Annotated in this window: 14 protein-coding genes; 13 read left to right on the forward strand and 1 reads right to left on the reverse strand. The window is 61.4% G+C overall.

Annotated features, from left to right (window positions below; genetic code table 11):
* From urtD to BLR72_RS14575, 10 genes are all read left to right on the forward strand, one after another.
* Positions 1–747 carry an urea ABC transporter ATP-binding protein UrtD gene (gene urtD / locus BLR72_RS14530; RefSeq protein ID WP_091949785.1) on the forward strand — a complete coding sequence of 249 codons (747 nt, stop codon included), beginning with the start codon at positions 1–3 and terminating at the stop codon, positions 745–747.
* 7 nt (positions 748–754) lie between these two features.
* Positions 755–1,450, forward strand: coding sequence for an urea ABC transporter ATP-binding subunit UrtE (urtE, locus tag BLR72_RS14535; RefSeq protein WP_027230177.1), 696 nt, complete (start codon positions 755–757; stop codon positions 1,448–1,450).
* A gap of 77 nt (positions 1,451–1,527) precedes the next feature.
* Positions 1,528–1,770 carry a type II toxin-antitoxin system RelE family toxin gene (locus BLR72_RS14540; RefSeq protein ID WP_348271827.1) on the forward strand — a complete coding sequence of 81 codons (243 nt, stop codon included), beginning with the start codon at positions 1,528–1,530 and terminating at the stop codon, positions 1,768–1,770.
* Positions 1,771–1,787: 17 nt separating this feature from the next.
* Entirely contained in the window at positions 1,788–2,153 is a 366-nt protein-coding gene (locus tag BLR72_RS14545; protein WP_091950261.1) for a helix-turn-helix transcriptional regulator, read from the forward strand.
* Between the two features lie 79 nt (positions 2,154–2,232).
* The gene (locus tag BLR72_RS14550) at positions 2,233–3,129 is read left to right on the forward strand and encodes a LysR family transcriptional regulator (RefSeq protein WP_027230176.1); all 897 of its coding nucleotides are present in this window, start codon (positions 2,233–2,235) and stop codon (positions 3,127–3,129) included.
* A 104-nt stretch (positions 3,130–3,233) separates the two neighbouring features.
* Positions 3,234–3,707, forward strand: coding sequence for a formate dehydrogenase subunit gamma (locus BLR72_RS14555; RefSeq protein WP_091949789.1), 474 nt, complete (start codon positions 3,234–3,236; stop codon positions 3,705–3,707).
* Positions 3,704–5,260 (forward strand): formate dehydrogenase beta subunit, encoded by a 1,557-nt coding sequence (locus BLR72_RS14560; protein ID WP_027230174.1) that lies wholly within the window; start codon positions 3,704–3,706, stop codon positions 5,258–5,260. The genes BLR72_RS14555 and BLR72_RS14560 overlap by 4 nt, the downstream gene beginning before the upstream one ends.
* Before the next feature lie 9 nt (positions 5,261–5,269).
* Entirely contained in the window at positions 5,270–8,149 is a 2,880-nt protein-coding gene (fdhF, locus tag BLR72_RS14565) for a formate dehydrogenase subunit alpha (protein WP_091949791.1), read from the forward strand.
* A 2-nt stretch (positions 8,150–8,151) separates the two neighbouring features.
* Positions 8,152–9,093 carry a formate dehydrogenase accessory sulfurtransferase FdhD gene (fdhD, locus tag BLR72_RS14570; RefSeq protein ID WP_091949792.1) on the forward strand — a complete coding sequence of 314 codons (942 nt, stop codon included), beginning with the start codon at positions 8,152–8,154 and terminating at the stop codon, positions 9,091–9,093.
* Positions 9,086–9,334, forward strand: coding sequence for a formate dehydrogenase subunit delta (locus BLR72_RS14575; RefSeq protein ID WP_027230171.1), 249 nt, complete (start codon positions 9,086–9,088; stop codon positions 9,332–9,334). The genes fdhD and BLR72_RS14575 overlap by 8 nt, the downstream gene beginning before the upstream one ends.
* A 4-nt stretch (positions 9,335–9,338) precedes the next feature.
* On the opposite strand, the gene BLR72_RS14580 is transcribed toward BLR72_RS14575, so the two are convergent.
* Positions 9,339–9,518, reverse strand: coding sequence for a hypothetical protein (locus BLR72_RS14580; protein WP_091949794.1), 180 nt, complete (start codon positions 9,516–9,518; stop codon positions 9,339–9,341).
* Between the two features lie 95 nt (positions 9,519–9,613).
* On the opposite strand from BLR72_RS14580, the gene BLR72_RS14585 reads away from it, so the two are divergent.
* The 3 genes from BLR72_RS14585 (at position 9,614) to pbpC (ending at position 18,136) form a co-directional block, all read left to right on the forward strand.
* On the forward strand, positions 9,614–10,516 hold the full coding sequence (locus BLR72_RS14585; protein WP_348271825.1) for a LysR substrate-binding domain-containing protein: 903 nt from the start codon (positions 9,614–9,616) through the stop codon (positions 10,514–10,516).
* 88 nt (positions 10,517–10,604) lie between these two features.
* Complete coding sequence (locus BLR72_RS14590) at positions 10,605–16,052, forward strand: alpha-2-macroglobulin family protein (RefSeq protein WP_091950263.1); 5,448 nt, start codon at positions 10,605–10,607, stop codon at positions 16,050–16,052.
* Positions 16,052–18,136: a penicillin-binding protein 1C gene (gene pbpC / locus BLR72_RS14595; RefSeq protein ID WP_091949796.1), complete on the forward strand. Its 2,085-nt coding sequence runs from the start codon at positions 16,052–16,054 to the stop codon at positions 18,134–18,136. The genes BLR72_RS14590 and pbpC overlap by 1 nt, the downstream gene beginning before the upstream one ends.
* Positions 18,137–18,141: the final 5 nt, after the last annotated feature.

Genomic DNA, 18,141 nt, shown 5'->3' on the forward strand with positions numbered 1-18,141 from the left:
ATGAAAGCCAAGGATACACTCCTCTATCTCGATGGCGTGTCGGTCTCGTTTGACGGATTTCGCGCCATCAACAATCTGTCGCTCGTGCTCCAGGCCGGTGAAATGCGCGCAGTCATCGGCCCGAACGGCGCCGGCAAGACAACGATGATGGATATCATCACCGGCAAGACCCGCCCGGACACGGGCGACGTTTATTTCAAGGGCGAGATCGACCTTACCCGCCACGACGAGGCGGAAATCGCCCTTCTCGGCATAGGACGCAAGTTTCAGAAGCCGACTGTTTTTGAAAGCCATACCGTCGAGGACAATCTTGTTCTTGCGCTGGCAGGCCCGCGCTCGGCCTTCTCGGCGCTGTTCCATCGCCAAAGCGCCGACGAGGCGGAACGGATCGACGACATTCTTCACACGATCCGGCTGCACACCAAGCGGGACTGGCTGGCTGCAAATCTCTCCCACGGCCAGAAGCAGTGGCTGGAGATCGGCATGTTGCTCGCGCAAGATCCGAAGCTGCTGCTCGTCGACGAGCCTGTCGCGGGCATGACGGATGCTGAAACGGCGGAAACCGCCAAGCTCCTGCGCGAAATTGCCAAGACGCGCTCGGTGCTGGTGGTCGAACACGACATGCATTTCGTGCGCGAACTCGACGTCAAGGTCACGTGCCTCCATGAAGGCTCGGTTCTGGCGGAAGGCTCGCTCGACTATGTCAGCAACGACCAGCGCGTCATTGAAGTTTACCTCGGACGATAGGAACATCATGCTCAGCGTTGAAAATGCCTCTCTCCACTATGGCGCCGCTCAGGCGCTGCGCGGCGTATCGCTGGAGGTCAAGCCGAAGTCGATCACCTGCGTTCTCGGCCGCAACGGAGTCGGCAAGACGAGCATGCTGCGCGCCATCGTCGGCCAGCACCCGCTGTCATCGGGATCGATACGCTTCGAAGGCGCGCCGATCGACCGGAAGCCGTCCTACGAGCGTGCCCGCGCCGGCATTGCCTTCGTTCCGCAAGGCCGCGAGATTTTTCCGCTGCTCACCGTCCGTGAAAATCTGGCAACCGGATTTGCCGCCGCCTCACGCGGCAATCGCACCGTGCCCGCGGAAGTGTACGAGCTGTTTCCGGTGCTGAAGACGATGCTGGGTCGCAGGGGCGGCGATCTTTCCGGTGGCCAGCAGCAGCAACTGGCAATCGGCCGTGCGCTGGTGACGCGGCCGAAATTGCTGGTGCTCGATGAACCGACCGAGGGTATCCAGCCATCGATCATCAAGGATATAGGCCGCGCTATCCAGTTTCTGCGCGATCAGGCGGGCCTCGCCATCCTTCTCGTCGAGCAGTATCTCGACTTCTGCCGCGAACTCGCCGACCACGTCTACATCATGGATCGCGGCGAGATCGTACATTCCGGCGACGCGCCGAGCCTCGACCGGCCGGAGGTCCGCAAATTCCTGACTGTTTGAAATTGCCCGACTATTCTCTACGAGTGAATTCTAAGTTGAAACTTTGATCGCCATTTGATAATATTGTTCTGAAAGAAATTAAATACAGTCGGTCTGCGCTGAAAGCACTTTCGCGTATGCCTGTGAATGTTGCGGGACGCATCCGATTGAAAATCGAGCAATATGCGTCGAATCCTGGCGCGCAGGCGGCAAATGTTGTCCGGCTTCAGGGGAGGACGGGCTATCGGCTACGCGTAGGTGACTGGCGTGTCATATTTGACGATGACGGTAACGTTCTGAGCATTCTCCAGATTGGACCGCGCGGCGGTATTTATGAATAGAGGCTGTTATGAATGAGATGACGATTTTCACGACGCCGAGCGGCGATGAAATGGTGGTTGTGCCGCGCGCGCATTACGAAAAGCTCGTGCACGATGCGGAGATGGCGCAGGATCTCGTCGCCTATGATGAAGTAAAAGCCCGGCTTGTCTCGGGCGAAGATGAACTTGTTCCCTCAGCAATTGCCGACCGCATACTTGCAGGTGAGAACAAGCTTCGGGTTTGGCGAGAATATCGCGGTCTGTCCAACCGTGAACTTGCTTCGGCGGTTGGCCTCAGCCCGTCTTATTTGTCCGACATTCAGAACGGCAAGAAGGAAGGCGGGTTGTCGGCCATGAAGAAGATTGCCGCTATTCTGCGCGTCGATCTGGACGACCTCGTCTGACGGAAATGTATGCCGCAGAAAACTTGCCTTGCTGACGACACGTCAACATCGCTAGGTTCGCTCCGAAGGAGCAACCTTGATGATCGACAAGCTGGAATTTTTCATCGCGCTGGCGCGGCATCGGCATTTCGGTCGTGCCGCCGAGGAATGCGGCGTAACCCAGCCCACTCTGTCGGCCGCCATCCGTCAGCTCGAGGACACGCTCGGCGTCGTTCTCGTCCAGCGGGGCTCGCGCTTCAAGGGCCTTACGTCCGAAGGCCAGCGCGTTCTTGAATGGGCGCGGCGCATCGTTGGCGATACGCGCACCATGCGCGAGGAATTGCGCGCCGCCCGCCTTGGACTTGCCGGTCACGTAAAGATCGCGGCAATTCCGACCGCGCTCGCCATGGTGTCGCGGCTGACGACTCCGTTTCGGGAGAAGCACCCGGACGTGACGTTCTCGGTAACGTCGCGCACTTCGCTTGAAGTGCTGACGCTGCTCAGCAATTTCGAAATCGATGTCGGTATCAGCTATCTCGACAATGAGCCACTCGGGCGTGTTACTTCGGTGCCGCTTTATACCGAGCGCTACCAGCTCATTACATCAGCCGGGAGTACCCACGCCGACCGGCAGTCCGTCACCTGGAGGGAGGTCGGACAATTGCCGCTCTGCCTGCTCACCATGGACATGCAGAACCGCCGCCTTATCAACAAGCATTTGCAAGAGGCGGGAATTGAGGTGCATCCGACGCTCGAATCGAATTCGATGATCGTGCTGTTCTCGCATATCCGTACGGGCAAATGGGCGAGCATCATGCCGCTCAACCTTGCCGAGACGCTCGGATTTGCCGAACCGATCCGCGCCATCCCCATTGTCGAGCCCGATGCGCGCCACCTTGTCGGGCTCGTTGCGGCCGACCGCGAACCGCACACGCCGCTGGTTTCGGCGCTTCTGCACGAAGCGCGGGCCCTTGCGCAAAGCTTGGATATGGTTTGATAGAAATCTTCTATCGAATGACGAGACTGCGATATTGATATATAATGCCATATTTGATCTGTTCTAAAGAACAGGGAGAAACATGAGGGAGGGCACTGCACAGTATGCAGAGTGCAAGTACCGATATCGCCGAAAGGGCGATAGGCATTATCGATCAACTGAAGGGCAAAGAAGGTCCTCTGCTTCCTATCTTGCACGAGTTGCAGGCTGAGTTCGGCTATGTTCCAAGGGAAACGCTGCCGATCATTGCCAGCGCTCTCAATATTTCGCGCGCCGAGGTCCACGGCGTTTTCACATTCTATCATGACTACCGCGATCATCCGGCCGGGCGGCACGTTTTGAAACTGTGCCGGGCTGAATCCTGCCAGTCGATGGGCGGCGATGCGCTGGCCGATCGCGCCCGCGAACTTCTCGGGATTGACTGGCATGGCACCACTCCTGATGGCGCCGTAACACTCGAACCGGTCTATTGCCTCGGTCTTTGCGCCTGCTCGCCTTCGGCAATGCTCGATGGTGAAGTCATTGGTCGCCTTGACGCAGAAAGGCTTGAAGAGATCATGACGGAGGTGCGGCTATGACCGTGACCTTCTACGTTCCGCGCGATTCAGGTGCGCTCGCGCTCGGCGCCGAGCGGGTTGCAAAAGCTCTGCAGTCTGAAATCGACAGTCGCGGTCTCGATGCCCGCATCGTGCGCAATGGTTCGCGCGGCATGTATTGGCTTGAACCTTTGGTCGAGGTCGAAACGCTATCCGGCCGCGTGGCCTATGGTCCGGTCAAGGCGTCGGAGGTACCGGCATTGCTGGACAACGGGATGGGCGAGGGCAGGGTGCATCCGCTCTGGCTCGGCCTTACGGATCAGCTGCCGTTCCTCGCGCGACAGACGCGGCTGACCTTTGCTCGTTGCGGCATTATCGATCCCGTCTCGCTTGAGGATTACCGTGCCCACGACGGCCTCAAGGGCCTGGAAAACGCGCTTACGCTGGCACCGGCCGAAATTGTCGCCCAGGTGACGGAATCCGGACTGCGCGGCCGTGGCGGCGCAGGTTTCCCGACCGGCATAAAGTGGAAGACCGTGCTCGACACCGCAGGCGCGCAAAAATACATCGTCTGCAACGCCGATGAAGGCGATAGCGGCACCTTTGCCGACCGCATGATCATGGAAGGCGATCCTTTTGTCCTCATCGAGGGCATGACGATCGCCGGCATCGCCACTGGTGCGACCAAGGGCTATGTCTATATACGCTCCGAGTATCCGCATGCGGTCGCGGTGATGAACGAGGCGGTCGAGGTCGCGCGCCGGGCGGGCGTGCTTGGAAAATCGGTGCTCGGATCGCCCTATGCCTTCGACATGGAGGTGCGCGTTGGCGCCGGCGCCTATGTCTGCGGCGAAGAGACTGCCTTGCTCGAAAGCCTTGAAGGTCGCCGCGGCATCGTTCGTGCCAAGCCGCCGCTTCCCGCCCATAAGGGCCTTTTCGGCCGTCCGACCGTCATCAACAATGTGATCTCGCTGGCCTCGGTCCCGGTCATTCTCGACAAGGGCGCCACCTTCTACAAGGATTTCGGCATGGGCCGGTCGCGCGGCACCATCCCGCTGCAGATCGCCGGCAACGTCAAGCATGGCGGCCTTTTCGAAACGGCATTCGGCCTGACGCTCGGTGACATCGTCGATGATATTGGCGGCGGCACGGCAAGTGGCCGCCCCGTCAAGGCGGTGCAGGTGGGCGGTCCGCTCGGCGCCTATTTCCCGCGCGAACTCTTCGATACGCCCTTCGACTACGAGGCGTTCGCGGCGAAGGACGGCCTTATCGGCCATGCCGGTCTCGTCGTTTTCGACGATACGGTCGACATGCTGAAGCAGGCGCGGTTCGCCATGGAATTCTGCGCGGTTGAATCCTGCGGCAAGTGCACGCCCTGCCGTATCGGGTCGACGCGCGGCGTCGAGGTGGTGGACCGCATCGCGGCCAATGTCGAACCTGAAAAACAGATCAAGGTTCTGACCGATTTATGTAATACAATGAAGTTCGGCTCGCTCTGTGCCCTTGGCGGTTTCACGCCCTATCCCGTCATGAGCGCGCTGACGCATTTTCCTGAAGATTTCCGGCCGGCGCCTGTCGCCCAGGCTGCGGAATAGGAGAAGACAATGTCCCTGATTCATGAAATCGATTACGGCACGCCCGCCTCGCGGTCCGAAAAGCTGGTCACTCTGACCATCGACGGAAACGAGGTGACTGTGCCGGAGGGCACGTCGATCATGCGCGCCGCCATGGAAGCCGGCATCGAGGTTCCAAAGCTCTGCGCCACGGATATGGTCGACGCTTTTGGTTCCTGCCGCCTGTGCCTCGTCGAGATCGAAGGTCGCGGCGGCACGCCCGCTTCCTGCACAACGCCCGCGATGCCGGGTCTGGTCGTCCATACCCAGACGTCGCGCCTGAAGGATATCCGCAAGGGCGTGATGGAGCTTTACATCTCCGATCACCCGCTCGACTGCCTCACCTGCGCCGCCAATGGCGACTGCCAGTTGCAGGACATGGCCGGCGCCGTCGGTCTCCGGGATGTTCGCTATGGCTATGAGGGCGAAAACCACGTTTTTGCCAGGGCGGGGACTGTCGCCAATGACCAGTGGCTGCCCAAGGACGAGTCCAACCCCTATTTCACCTATGATCCGTCGAAATGCATTGTCTGCTCGCTCTGCGTGCGCGCCTGCGAGGAAGTGCAGGGCACCTTTGCGCTGACGATCCAGGGCCGCGGCTTCGACAGCCGCGTGGCCGCTGGCCCGCATGACAGTTTCGTCGAAAGCGAATGCGTATCCTGCGGCGCCTGCGTGCAGGCCTGCCCTACGGCGACGCTGACGGAAAAGTCGGTGATCGAGATCGGTCAGCCCGAGCATTCGATGGTGACGACCTGTGCCTATTGCGGCGTCGGCTGCTCGTTCAAGGCCGAGATGCGCGGCGAAGAACTGGTGCGTATGGTGCCGTGGAAGGACGGCAAGGCCAATCGCGGTCACTCCTGCGTCAAGGGCCGTTTCGCTTACGGCTATGCGACCCACAAGGACCGTATCCTCAACCCCATGATCCGCGAAAAGATCAGCGATCCGTGGCGCGAAGTCAGCTGGGACGAGGCCTACAAGCACGTCGCCAACGAGTTTCGCCGCATCCAGTACCAGTATGGCCGTAACTCCGTTGGCGGCATCACCTCGTCGCGCTGCACCAATGAGGAAACCTACCTCGTGCAGAAGCTGGTGCGCGCCGGTTTGGGCAATAACAATGTCGATACCTGCGCTCGCGTCTGCCACTCGCCGACCGGCTATGGCCTGAAACAGACCTTCGGCACTTCGGCCGGCACACAGGATTTCGACAGCGTCGAGCATACCGATGTCGTCATGATCATCGGTGCCAACCCGACCGATGGACATCCCGTCTTCGCCTCGCGTTTGAAAAAGCGTTTGCGCAAGGGCGCGAAGCTGATCATCGTTGACCCGCGCCGCATCGATCTTGTCCGCAGCCCGCACATCGAGGCCGCCTATCATCTGCCGCTGCGCCCCGGCACCAACGTGGCGGTCGTCACCTCGCTGGCGCATGTCATCGTCACTGAAGGGCTGTTTGACGAGCGGTTCATCCGCGAGCGCTGCGACTGGGACGAATTCCAGGATTGGGCAGCTTTTGTCTCGTCGCCGGAACACAGCCCCGAAGCCACCCAGCAGATTTCGGGGGTCGACCCGCAAATGCTGCGCCAGGCTGCGCGCCTTTTCGCGACCGGCGGCAATGGCTCCATTTATTACGGTCTCGGCGTTACCGAGCACAGCCAGGGTTCGACGACGGTTATGGCCATCGCCAATCTTGCCATGGCGACCGGTAATATCGGACGCCAGGGCGTTGGCGTTAATCCCCTGCGCGGCCAGAACAACGTTCAGGGTTCCTGCGACATGGGCTCGTTCCCGCACGAGTTGCCGGGTTACCGCCATATCTCGGACGAATCGACCCGCGATATATTCGACAAGCTCTGGGGGGTGAAGCTCCAGGATGAACCCGGCCTTCGCATTCCGAACATGCTCGATGCCGCTGTCGATGGCAGCTTCAAGGGGCTTTATGTGCAGGGCGAGGATATCCTCCAGTCTGATCCGGACACCAAGCATGTTGCGGCGGGTCTCGCCGCAATGGAGTGCGTCGTCGTCCACGATCTCTTCCTCAACGAGACGGCCAACTACGCCCACGTCTTCCTGCCGGGTTCGACCTTCCTCGAAAAGGATGGGACGTTCACCAACGCCGAGCGTCGCATCAACCGCGTGCGCAAGGTGATGAGCCCGCTCAACGGCTATGCTGACTGGGAGGTTACGCAAAACCTCGCCAAGGCGATGGGGCTCGACTGGAACTATACGCATCCGTCGCAGATCATGGACGAAGTTGCGCTGACGACGCCAAGCTTCGCCGGCGTATCCTATGAGCTTCTCGAAAGAGAGGGATCGGTGCAGTGGCCGTGCAACGAGAAGGCGCCACTCGGCACGCCCATCATGCATATTGACGGCTTCGCGCGCGGCAAGGGCAAATTTATCCGTACAGAATATGTCGCGACTGACGAGCGTACCGGGCCCCGCTTCCCGCTGCTTCTGACGACGGGGCGTATCCTGTCGCAGTACAATGTCGGTGCGCAGACGCGCCGGACTGACAATGTCGTCTGGCATGAAGAGGACCGCCTCGAGATCCATCCGCACGACGCCGAGCAGCGCGGCGTGCGCGATGGCGATTGGGTGAAGGTCGCAAGCCGTTCCGGCGAGACAACACTGCGCGCCCTGATCACCGATCGTGTGTCGCCCGGCGTCGTCTATACGACCTTCCATCACCCTTCGACGCAGGCCAACGTCATCACCACGGACTTTTCGGACTGGGCAACCAATTGTCCGGAATACAAGGTCACGGCGGTGCAGGTGGCTGTATCGAACGGGCCCAGCGACTGGCAGGTCAAGTATGACGAGCAGGCGCGCCAAAGCCGCCGGATTGCGGCGACGCTCGACGCGGCGGAATAGCAATGAGCGAGCGGCCGACCCGGCTTTCCGTCCCGCGCATCATCCGTCGCCGCAAAGGCGCGGATGACAGCTACGCGGTGGAAGGCCGGATTGTGCCCGAGGAAACGCCGATTGCCTTCAGCTATAACGGCACCACCCACGCAGTCATGATGGCGACTCCCGCCGATATGGAGGATTTCGCCGTTGGGTTCAGCCTTTCCGAAGGGATCGTTTCGCAGCTTGGCGAGATCAGCGAAATTGCCGTCGAGGAACATAATGAGGGTGTCGACGTCCAGCTGCGTCTTGCGACCGAAGCCGGGCAGGAATTGACGGACCGTCGCCGCCGCATGGCGGGTCCAGTCGGCTGCGGGCTGTGCGGCATTGAATCGATCGAGCAGGCGTTGAAGCCGGTGGCTTCGGTGGACAAGGTGCGCCTGACGCTGACGCCGCAGGAGATCGCCGATGCCATGACCTCCTTGTCGCGGCGCCAACCGCTTCATGGCGAAACAGGTGCGGTGCACGCGGCAGGCTTCTATGTGCCGGGGCAGGGCATCGTCGCGGTGCGTGAGGATGTTGGCCGGCATAATGCGCTCGACAAGCTCGCTGGCGCGCTCTGCAGGGCCGGTGTTGACGGCGAGAGCGGCGCGGTTGTCATCACCAGCCGGGTTTCGATCGAAATGGTCCAGAAGACCGCGATCATCGGCGCTTCGATGCTCATTGCCGTCTCTGCCCCGACTGCGCTGGCGGTTCGTACGGCTGAAGCCGCCGGCATGACGCTCGTTGCGCTGGTGCGCGGCGAAGAGTTCGATGTCTTCACCCGGCCGGAACGCATCCCGCATGTGCTGACGCAGGTGAAGACCAAAGCCGACGAGGCGGCAGCCAGTGCCCCGGCAAAGGCCAATCCCGATTCCGCCGCATCCACACTTATTCAAAGTCCGACAGTTCAATTGGTGCAATATGGATAGTGAAAGCCACAAGTCGACGGAACAGAAACTGGTCTACATGGCCAATCAGATCGCGGGCTTCTTCCACACGCAGCCGAAGGACGAGGCGATTGTCGGCGTCGCCGAGCATATCAACCATTTCTGGGAGCCGCGCATGCGCACCCAGCTCTTCGCCATCCTCGACAAGGACGGCAACGGCCTGGACGATCTCGTCATCGCCGCCGCCAAGCATATCCGCAAGCCTGGATCAGTTGCCGCCTGAATTGTTATTGGCGACTCACCGAGCGGGCGTCGAATGGCAAATCAGCCAACTCGTCGAGGCACATCGCGTCGAGAACGGGATGCGATAACGGATCCCGTTGCCAGTCAAGGATTTCGCCGTCGCCGCGCTCCCGCTTTGCGACAGCGGATCGCCAGAAGATGCGCATTAAAAAGAAAATCTTCATAAACGATCTCCTTGAGCTCGAGATTTGCGCTATTATTGGCCGAGCAATCAGCACGTGCAATCAAGATTGCCGATATAGGCGTGAAGAAAATCTACATGAAAAATCTCAACCGGTTTCATTTGAACGGACTGAAAGCCGTAGAAGCGATCGGGCGGCTCGGCTCATTGCCCAAAGCGGCCGATGAACTCGGCGTATCAGTCAGTGCTGTCAGCCAGCAATTGATCCGCACGGAAGAACAGATCGGCCAGGCGATCTTCGAGCGTACGCGGGCCGGTCTGGTGCCGACGGGCTTCGGCCGCAGCCTGCTGCCACGCCTTGCCGATGGTTTTCAGCAACTCTCGCAGGCGGTCGCGCTTGCCGAGAGCACCGAACAGGCACTGCTCCTGTCCGTTGCGCCCACTTTCGCCTCGAAATGGCTGGTGCCACGGCTCGGGCGGTTGCGCGCTGCTTACCCCGATCTTAAAATCCGCATCGATCCGTCTCCGGGGCTGCTCGATCTCAACCGATCCGATATTGATCTTGCCATCAGGCTGGGCAGCGGTGACTGGCGCGACGGCGCGCCGGAACGCCTACTGCCGCAATCCATGTTCCCCGTGTGCACTCCGGCCTTTGCCGCACGCCTGTCTTCGCCAGCCGACATCTTTCGCCAGCCCATCATCTGTTACGAAAATCCGATGTTCAGTTGGGATGAATGGCAGGTCGCGACGGGCCTTCAAGGGCCGCTGCCGTTTGACGGGCCGACCTTCTCCGATCCATGGCTCGCGCTGGAGGCGACGATCAGTGGGCAGGGCATCATGCTCGCCTGGGACCTGTTCGTCGAACAGCCTTGGCGACGGGAGGCTCGTCGCGCCGTTTCCAGCCCGGGTGCCGTCGCCGATCGCCTATTGGCTGGTTTCGCCGAAAAACCGCAAGCCGACGCCGCAGATGCTGCGGTTCCAGCGCTGGATCCGCACCGAAATTCAACAGGAGGGCGCTGCAGCTTCCGTATGATCTGTTGACAAGTTACGGCGAAGTTTGAACAGTGCCCAGCGTCGACATTGAGGGCCGGAATCTGCCGGTCCTGAGCGTTGGGAGGCCCTGATGTCCATGCGTGCTGTTTTCGGCTTTTCTCTCTTGGTTTTCAGTATGTTCGCAGCTTACGCGCCAGCCGGGGCAGCAGAGACGAACCGTGATGTGGTCGTAACCAAGGACGGCGATTATTTCGGTTTCGATCTTCGAACGGAACAGGATGTTACCCAAGACCAATGTGAGGTTGTTTGCCTCGCTGATCGCACTTGCAAGGCTTTCACCTATAACCCCAAGGCCAGGTGGTGCTTTCTCAAGTCGGATTTCAAAGAGCTGAAGCCGGCGCCGGGATCGATTGCCGGCAAGGTCGTCGAAACGGCGGCAGAACCTGATATCGGAGCGCCGCCGAAGCTGCAATTCCTGTCGGATCAGCTCGTTCAGGAGGCGCGGCAGGTCAAGGGAGGCCTGACGGCGACGGACGCGCAGAAGGCGCAAGGCGTCGATGGCTTTCTGGCCGCCGCGCGGGGCGAGCTCGCTGCGGGCAATCTCGAAAATGCGCTGAACAACTTCAAGACGGCTCTCGCGTTGACCCCCGATGACAGCGCGCTCTGGATCGAGACGGCTCGCGCTGCCAATCGCGCCGACAAGAACACCTATATTGCCGGCCAGGCCACGTTGGCGGCGCTGAACGGCTACCAACTGACGCGCACGGCTTCGAGCCGTGCCGATGCGCTCGCCGCCCTCGCCGCAGCACTGCAGAACGCCGAGAATTATCGCGCTGCCCTCAGCGCCTACAAGGCCAGCCTCGAGCTTGTCGACGACAAGACGGTGGCGGCTGCTTATGCAGACTTGAAGGCCCGGCAAGGCTTCCGCGTTGTCAACCATACCATTGACGCGGACAGCGCGACGCCGCGCGCCTGCGTGCAGTTCTCCGAGCCTCTGGTGAAGATGGGCACGGACTACGCGCCTTTCGTCACGCTAAACGGGGCACCGCCAAAAGCCATGGAGGCGAGCGGCAGCGAGATATGCGTGGAAGGTCTGGAGCACGGCCAGCGCTACAAGCTCGCCCTGCGGCCCGGTCTGCCGTCCTCCGTTGGCGAGGCGCTGGAAGCACCTGTCGATCTTGACCTCTACATCCAGGATCGCTCCGCCATGGTGCGATTCACCGGTGACAATTTCGTGCTGCCAAGCACGGTCCGGCGTGGAATTCCCATCGTTTCGGTCAACACGGCGAGCGCCAATCTGAAGCTTTACCGTATCGGCGACCGTGGTCTTGCGCCGCTGATGACAAGCTCGCAATTCCTGACCCAGCTCGACGGCTACAACGCGCAGCGCCTGCAGGACGAATCGGGTGAACTCGTATGGCAGGGCGCGATCGACATTCAGTCTGAACTCAACAAGGACGTGGTTACGAGTTTCCCGGTCGATGAAGCGCTGCCCCAGCGCAAGCCGGGCGTCTATGTGCTGACCGCCGTTTCGCCGGATTCGAAAGCCGAGGAGTGGGACGCGCAGGCAACGCAGTGGTTCGTCGTCTCCGACATCGGTCTGACGACCTATGCCGGTACGGACGGGCTCAACGTGTTCGCCCGTTCGCTGGCGACAGCACAGCCGCTTATCGGTGTCGAATTGCAGCTTCTCGCCAAGAATAACGAGATCCTCGGCACGGCCACCACTGACACGGAGGGAAGGGCGACCTTCACCGCTGGGCTAATGCGCGGCACCTCAGCCACCGCACCCGCCGTAATCACCGCCAAGAACGGCGATGCCGACTACGTGTTCCTCGATATGACGCGCGCTGGCTTCGACCTTTCGGACCGCGGCGTGACAGGCCGCGCCGCCCCCGGCGCAATCGACATATTAGCCTGGACGGAACGCGGCATCTATCGCGCCGGCGAGACGGTGCATGCCTCGGCATTGGCGCGTGACAACGCCGCCAACGCCATCGAAAAACTGCCGCTTACATTTATCTTCAAGCGCCCCGACGGGGTCGAAGACCGCCGCATGGTCAGCGACGGAGCGAATCTCGGCGGCCATACGCTCGATCTCGCGCTCCAGCCCAATTCCATGCGTGGCACCTGGACCATGCAGATCTTTACCGATCCAAAGGCGTCGCCCCTCGCGGAAAAGCAGTTTCTGGTGGAGGACTTCGTACCGGACCGGGTCGAATTCGACCTGACCAGCGATGCAAAATCGATCGAGATCGGCCAGCCGACGCCGGTCAAGGTCGATGGGCGCTACCTCTATGGCGCTCCGGCCGCGGGGCTCAATCTCGAAGGCGAGATCGCCTTGAAGCCGACGCACGAAAGCGCCGACTTCAAGGGCTATTCCTTCGGCCTTGCCGATGAAGAGGTCAGTGAGGATTCGCGTATTCCGCTGGAGGATCTGCAGCCACTGGACGATGCCGGCAAGGGCACCTTCGATGTCGTGATCAGCGACGTACCTTCGACAACGCAGCTTCTCAATGCCGACGTTGTCGTGCGTATGCAGGAGGCGGGCGGCCGCGCCGTCGAGCGGACGCTGACGCTCCCCGTCAAGCCGTCAGGACCGATGATCGGGATCAAGCCGGAATTCGCCGGCGACCTGCCGGAAAACTCGGTTGCGAAATTCCATGTGATCAGCATCGACCAGAACAACCAGAAGCAGGCGATGCAGGGTCTCGAATGGAAGCTGGTCAGCGTCGAGCGCAACTATCAATGGTATCGCGATGGCAATTCATGGAAATACGAGCCGATTCTTTCGACGAAGCAGGTCGCGAGCGGACAAGTGAACACGACAATCGACGGCGCGGAGATCTCGGTGCCCGTCACCTGGGGCCGCTTCCGGCTCGAGGTTGAAACCACCGCCGCGGACGGCCCGACATCGAGCGTCGAATTCGACGCGGGCTACTATGTCGCCGCGACATCGACCGAAACGCCGGACGGTCTCGAAATCGCGCTCGACAAGTCAAATTATGCGCCCGGGGAAACGGCGAAACTTAAGGTGTCGCCGCGCTTTGCCGGTGAGCTTCTCATCGCAGTCGGCGCAGACAATCTCCTCCTCACCAAGCGCGCCAACATACCTGCCGAAGGCGGCGAAGTCGAAATTCCGGTCGCTGCCGATTGGGGCGCCGGCGCCTATGTTACGGCAACTCTGTTCCGCCCGGGCAACGACCAGGAAAGCCACATGCCGATGCGCGCCATCGGCGTCAAATGGCTGGGGGTCAATCCGGGCGATCGCAACCTTGCCGTCAAGCTCGACGTCGTACCAAAGACGGAACCCCGCAAACCGCTCAACATCGCGCTGCAGGTCACCGGTGCGGGCGCAAATGAAAACGCCTTTGTCACCGTCGCTGCCGTTGACGTCGGCATTCTCAATCTCACGCGCTACGAGGCCCCCAACCCCGACGCCTGGTATTTGGGCCAGCGCGAACTCGGCATTGAAATTCGTGATCTCTACGGGCGCCTCATCGATGGTTCGCAGGGCGTGACCGGCAAGCTGCGCACTGGCGGCGACGGTGCGCAGATGCCGATGCAGGGGAGCCCGCCGACCGAAAAGCTTGTCGCCTTCTTCTCGGGTCCGGTAAAACTCGACCCGCAAGGCAAGGCCAATGTCAGCTTCGACATACCGCAGTTCAACGGCACGGCACGTATCATGGCAGTCGCCTGGTCGAAGGCCGGGGTAGGCCATGCCACGTCTGATGTGATCATCCGCGATCCCGTCGTCGTGACAGCCAGCATGCCGAAGTTCCTCGCGCCGGGCGACAGGTCGTCGCTTCGGCTCGACATCGCCAACACCGATGCACCGGCCGGCGATTATCAGCTGCAGGTAACGACCAACCCGGTCGTCAGTGTCGAAGCGGCGAACGCCTCGCAGACCATCAACCTGCCCGCCGGCGGCAAATTCGACATTACCCTGCCGCTAAAGGGCGAACATCCGGGCGACGGCGTCGTTTCGGTGAAGCTTTCGAACGCGGCCGGCCTGTCGCTCGAGCAATCCTTGAATGTTCCGGTACGCGCGGCAACGCTGCCGGTCACGGTACGCAAGCCAATCAAGATCGCACCGAACAGCACGCTGAAGGTGGATGGCGAATTGCTGGCGGGCAGCATCCTGCAAGGCGCTTCGGTGAGCCTTAACGTGACGCGTTCGGCTGCCTTCGACATTCCGGCGCTGTTGATGACGCTCGATCGCTACCCCTATGGCTGCGCCGAGCAAACGACGAGCCGGGCATTGCCGCTGCTTTACATGAGTGAACTCGCCAAGCAGTCGGGAATTGCCGAGGATACGGACGTGCAAAAGCGTGTCCAGGACGCGATCTACCGCGTGCTGTCCTACCAGTCATCGTCAGGCAGCTTCGGCCTCTGGAGCCCCGGCTCGGGCGATTTGTGGCTCGATGCCTACGTGACCGACTTCCTCACCCGCGCCCGCGAACAGAAATATGAGGTGCCGGAACAGGCGCTGGTGCAGGCGCTGGAAAACCTGCAGAATTCGCTGAGCTATGACGTCAGCGTCAAGGACAAGGGCAATGAGATTGCCTATGCGCTCTACGTGCTTGCGCGCAACCGCAAGGCGGCCATCAGCGACCTGCGCTATTATGCCGACACGAAACTTGCCGAGTTCCCAACGCCGCTGGCGCGGGCGCATCTCGCCGCCGCCCTCTCGCTCTATGGCGATGCGCAGCGTTCACAAAGCATCTTCACCGATGCACTGCAGCAGTCCACACTCGTTACCAATGTCAGCCTCGCGCGCTCCGACTATGGTTCATCGCTTCGCGACGATGCGGCCGTCCTTGCCCTTGCCGCGGAAAGCCGCCCCGTCCCGCCGATCATTCCGCAATTGTCGAAGATCGTCGCCAGCGAGTGGGAGCGCAAGACCTATACGAGCACGCAGGAACAGACGTGGATGCTGCTGGCGGCGCGTGCCGTCCAGGGCGGCGATCAGGATTTGAAGCTTGATGTGAACGGCACGGCGCGGACCGGCGGCTATGTCGCGCGCCTGAGCGGTGACGAGCTCCTCGCCCAGCCCGTCTCGATCACCAACACATCGGCGGAACCGGTCTCCGCAGTCCTGACGACCCTCGCGTCGCCGGCGCAGCCATTGCCGGCGGGCGGCAATGGCTTTGGCATAGAGCGCACCTACTACACGCTGGACGGCCAGGAGGCCAATGTCAGCGAGGCCAAACAGAACGAGCGCTATGTCGTGGTGCTGAAGGTGACCCAGAACAATAGCTGGCCGTCACGCGTCCTCATCACCGACCTTCTGCCGGCTGGCTTCGAGATCGACAATCCCGGGCTCGTCAACAGCGCCAGCCTGTCGAATTTCGACTGGATCGGCGAAGTCGAAGCTGCCCATACGGAATTTCGCGGTGATCGCTTTGTTGCGGCCTTCGACCGCGCCAACGGCGACTATGGCGAGATAACGCTTGCCTATGTGGTGCGCGCCGTAACCCCCGGCACCTATGATCATCCGGCAGCGAGCGTAGAGGACATGTATCGTCCGCAGTTCTCGGCGCGCACTGCCACCGGCCGCATGGAGGTCGTCGCAGGACAATAATGTCGATCTGGCGCAAACTGTGCATCGGCATGGCGGCCAACCTGGCTTTGGCTACGACGCTGGCGTTTGGCCTTGATGCAGCCGATCGCGCTTATCCGCCGCCTTTGCAGAAGGCCCGCGACATCTCCCCGGAGGTCCTTGACGCTGACGGGCAGTTGCTTCGTGCATTTGCAACACCTGGTGGGCATTGGCGGCTGGGCACAAAAGCCACGGATGTCGATCCGCAATTCGTGCGGATGCTCATCGCCTATGAGGACCAGCGCTTCTGGCAGCATCGCGGCATAGATCCCATCGCGCTTGCCCGTGCTGCCGTACAGCTTGTCGCCAATGGCCGCATTGTATCGGGCGCTTCGACACTCTCCATGCAGGTGGCAAGGCTGATCGAGCCAAGAGAAGGGCGCTCGCTGACCGCCAAGGTGCAGCAACTCGTTCGTGCGCTGCAGATCGAGCGACGCCTCAGCAAGGCCGAGATACTCGATCTTTACCTGACTCTTGCGCCCTATGGCGGCAATCTGGAAGGCGTGCGCGCGGCAAGCCTTGCATATTTCGGCAAGGAACCACGTCGCCTGACTGTGGCGCAAGCGGCGCTTCTCGTCGCTCTGCCGCAATTGCCCGAACGGCGCCGGCCGGACCGCAACCTTGCGCTTGCCGAGGCGGCACGTTCGCGCGTCCTGCACCGGATGGCGGTTGAAAAGGTCGTCGGCGATGGAGAGGCGGAGCGCGCCGAACTCGCATCGATCCCGGCGCAGAGATTGCAGCTGCCGGCCTACGCTGCCCATCTCGCCGAAGCCGCAAGGCGCAAGGAGCCGGACACGCTCCGGCACATGACCACGCTGCGGCGGCCGGTCCAGCAGGGGCTCGAAGGCGTGGCGAAGGACTTTGCTGCACGGCTCGGGGCGAAAGTATCCGTTGCCATGGTAATGGCGGATGTGCGCACCGGCGAGATTGTCGGCGAGGTCGGATCCGCCAGTTACTTCGATGCCAGCCGTTCCGGCTGGATCGACATGACGCGCATCAACCGCTCGCCCGGATCGACGCTAAAGCCGTTTATTTACGGGCTCGCCTTTGAGGACGGCCTCGTCAGCCAGGAGACGATTATCGAAGACCGGCCGGCCGATTTCTTCGGCTACCGCCCGCGCAATTTCGATATGAGCTATCAGGGCGATGTGAGCATCAGGCAGGCGTTGCAGCTCTCGCTCAACGTTCCAGCAGTGCGCCTTCTCGATGCGGTTGGTCCGGCGCGGCTGATGATGCGCTTTCGCCGCTCCGAAATCAGGCCGGTCCTGCCGCCGAATGAAGCGCCCGGGCTTGCCATCGGTCTCGGCGGCGTCGGCATAACGCTGAAGGATCTTGTCCAGCTCTATGCAGGGCTTGCCAACCGGGGCAGACCCGTCCGTCTTGGCGACGGCATTCAGGACAAGCCTGGGCAAATCATGGCCGAACCGCTGCTCGAGCCGGTGGCGGCATGGAACGTCGCGGACGTCCTCTCGGGCGTCATGCCTCCGCTCGGTGCCGGCCAGCGTGGCATCGCCTACAAGACGGGCACCAGCTACGGCTACCGTGATGCCTGGTCGGTGGGTTTCGATGGCAATTATGTGCTCGGTGTCTGGGTGGGCAGGCCCGACAATGGCGCGGTTCCGGGACTCACCGGTTTCGGGTCGGCAGCACCGATCCTTTTTGAGGGCTTCGCCAAATCCGGCGTCGCCATTACGCCGATGCCTCCAGCACCTGCCGGCGCAGCACGCATCGCACAGGCGCAATTGCCGATCAGCCAGCGACGGTTCTCGGTAACGTCGAGCGGGCTCGTCACAGCATCGACGCGCGAGCCGGCGCCGCAAATCGTCTATCCGCCCGAAGGAGCAAGGGTTGATCTCGGTGCAAAGTCGGGCGGCGAAATCATGCCGTTGGCATTGAAGCTGCAAGGCGGTCGCGCCCCGTTCCGCTGGCTTGCGAATGGCAAGCCGTTGCCGGAAACATCGCGCCGCCGCGTCAATCAATGGCTGCCGGATGGCGGGGGTTTTTCGACGCTCACCGTCATCGATGCAGCCGGACGGGCAGCGAGCGTTCGCGTCTTTGTTGATTGAATCGA

It is taken from the genome of Phyllobacterium sp. YR620, assembly GCF_900104165.1.
GTDB classification, from domain to species: Bacteria; Pseudomonadota; Alphaproteobacteria; order Rhizobiales; family Rhizobiaceae; genus Phyllobacterium; species Phyllobacterium pellucidum.

Bases quoted from the DNA above. Each gene is read 5' to 3' on its own strand.
- BLR72_RS14590 (WP_091950263.1), top strand. From the start codon at position 10,605: ATGCGTGCTGTTTTCGGCTTTTCTCTCTTGGTTTTCAGTATGTTCGCA.
- BLR72_RS14555 (WP_091949789.1), top strand. From the start codon at position 3,234: ATGCAGAGTGCAAGTACCGATATCGCCGAAAGGGCGATAGGCATTATC.
- fdhD (WP_091949792.1), top strand. From the start codon at position 8,152: ATGAGCGAGCGGCCGACCCGGCTTTCCGTCCCGCGCATCATCCGTCGC.
- urtD (WP_091949785.1), top strand. From the start codon at position 1: ATGAAAGCCAAGGATACACTCCTCTATCTCGATGGCGTGTCGGTCTCG.
- BLR72_RS14560 (WP_027230174.1), top strand. From the start codon at position 3,704: ATGACCGTGACCTTCTACGTTCCGCGCGATTCAGGTGCGCTCGCGCTC.
- BLR72_RS14585 (WP_348271825.1), top strand. From the start codon at position 9,614: ATGAAAAATCTCAACCGGTTTCATTTGAACGGACTGAAAGCCGTAGAA.
- fdhF (WP_091949791.1), top strand. From the start codon at position 5,270: ATGTCCCTGATTCATGAAATCGATTACGGCACGCCCGCCTCGCGGTCC.
- BLR72_RS14545 (WP_091950261.1), top strand. From the start codon at position 1,788: ATGACGATTTTCACGACGCCGAGCGGCGATGAAATGGTGGTTGTGCCG.
- urtE (WP_027230177.1), top strand. From the start codon at position 755: ATGCTCAGCGTTGAAAATGCCTCTCTCCACTATGGCGCCGCTCAGGCG.
- BLR72_RS14575 (WP_027230171.1), top strand. From the start codon at position 9,086: ATGGATAGTGAAAGCCACAAGTCGACGGAACAGAAACTGGTCTACATG.
- pbpC (WP_091949796.1), top strand. From the start codon at position 16,052: ATGTCGATCTGGCGCAAACTGTGCATCGGCATGGCGGCCAACCTGGCT.
- BLR72_RS14580 (WP_091949794.1), bottom strand. From the start codon at position 9,518: ATGAAGATTTTCTTTTTAATGCGCATCTTCTGGCGATCCGCTGTCGCA.
- BLR72_RS14550 (WP_027230176.1), top strand. From the start codon at position 2,233: ATGATCGACAAGCTGGAATTTTTCATCGCGCTGGCGCGGCATCGGCAT.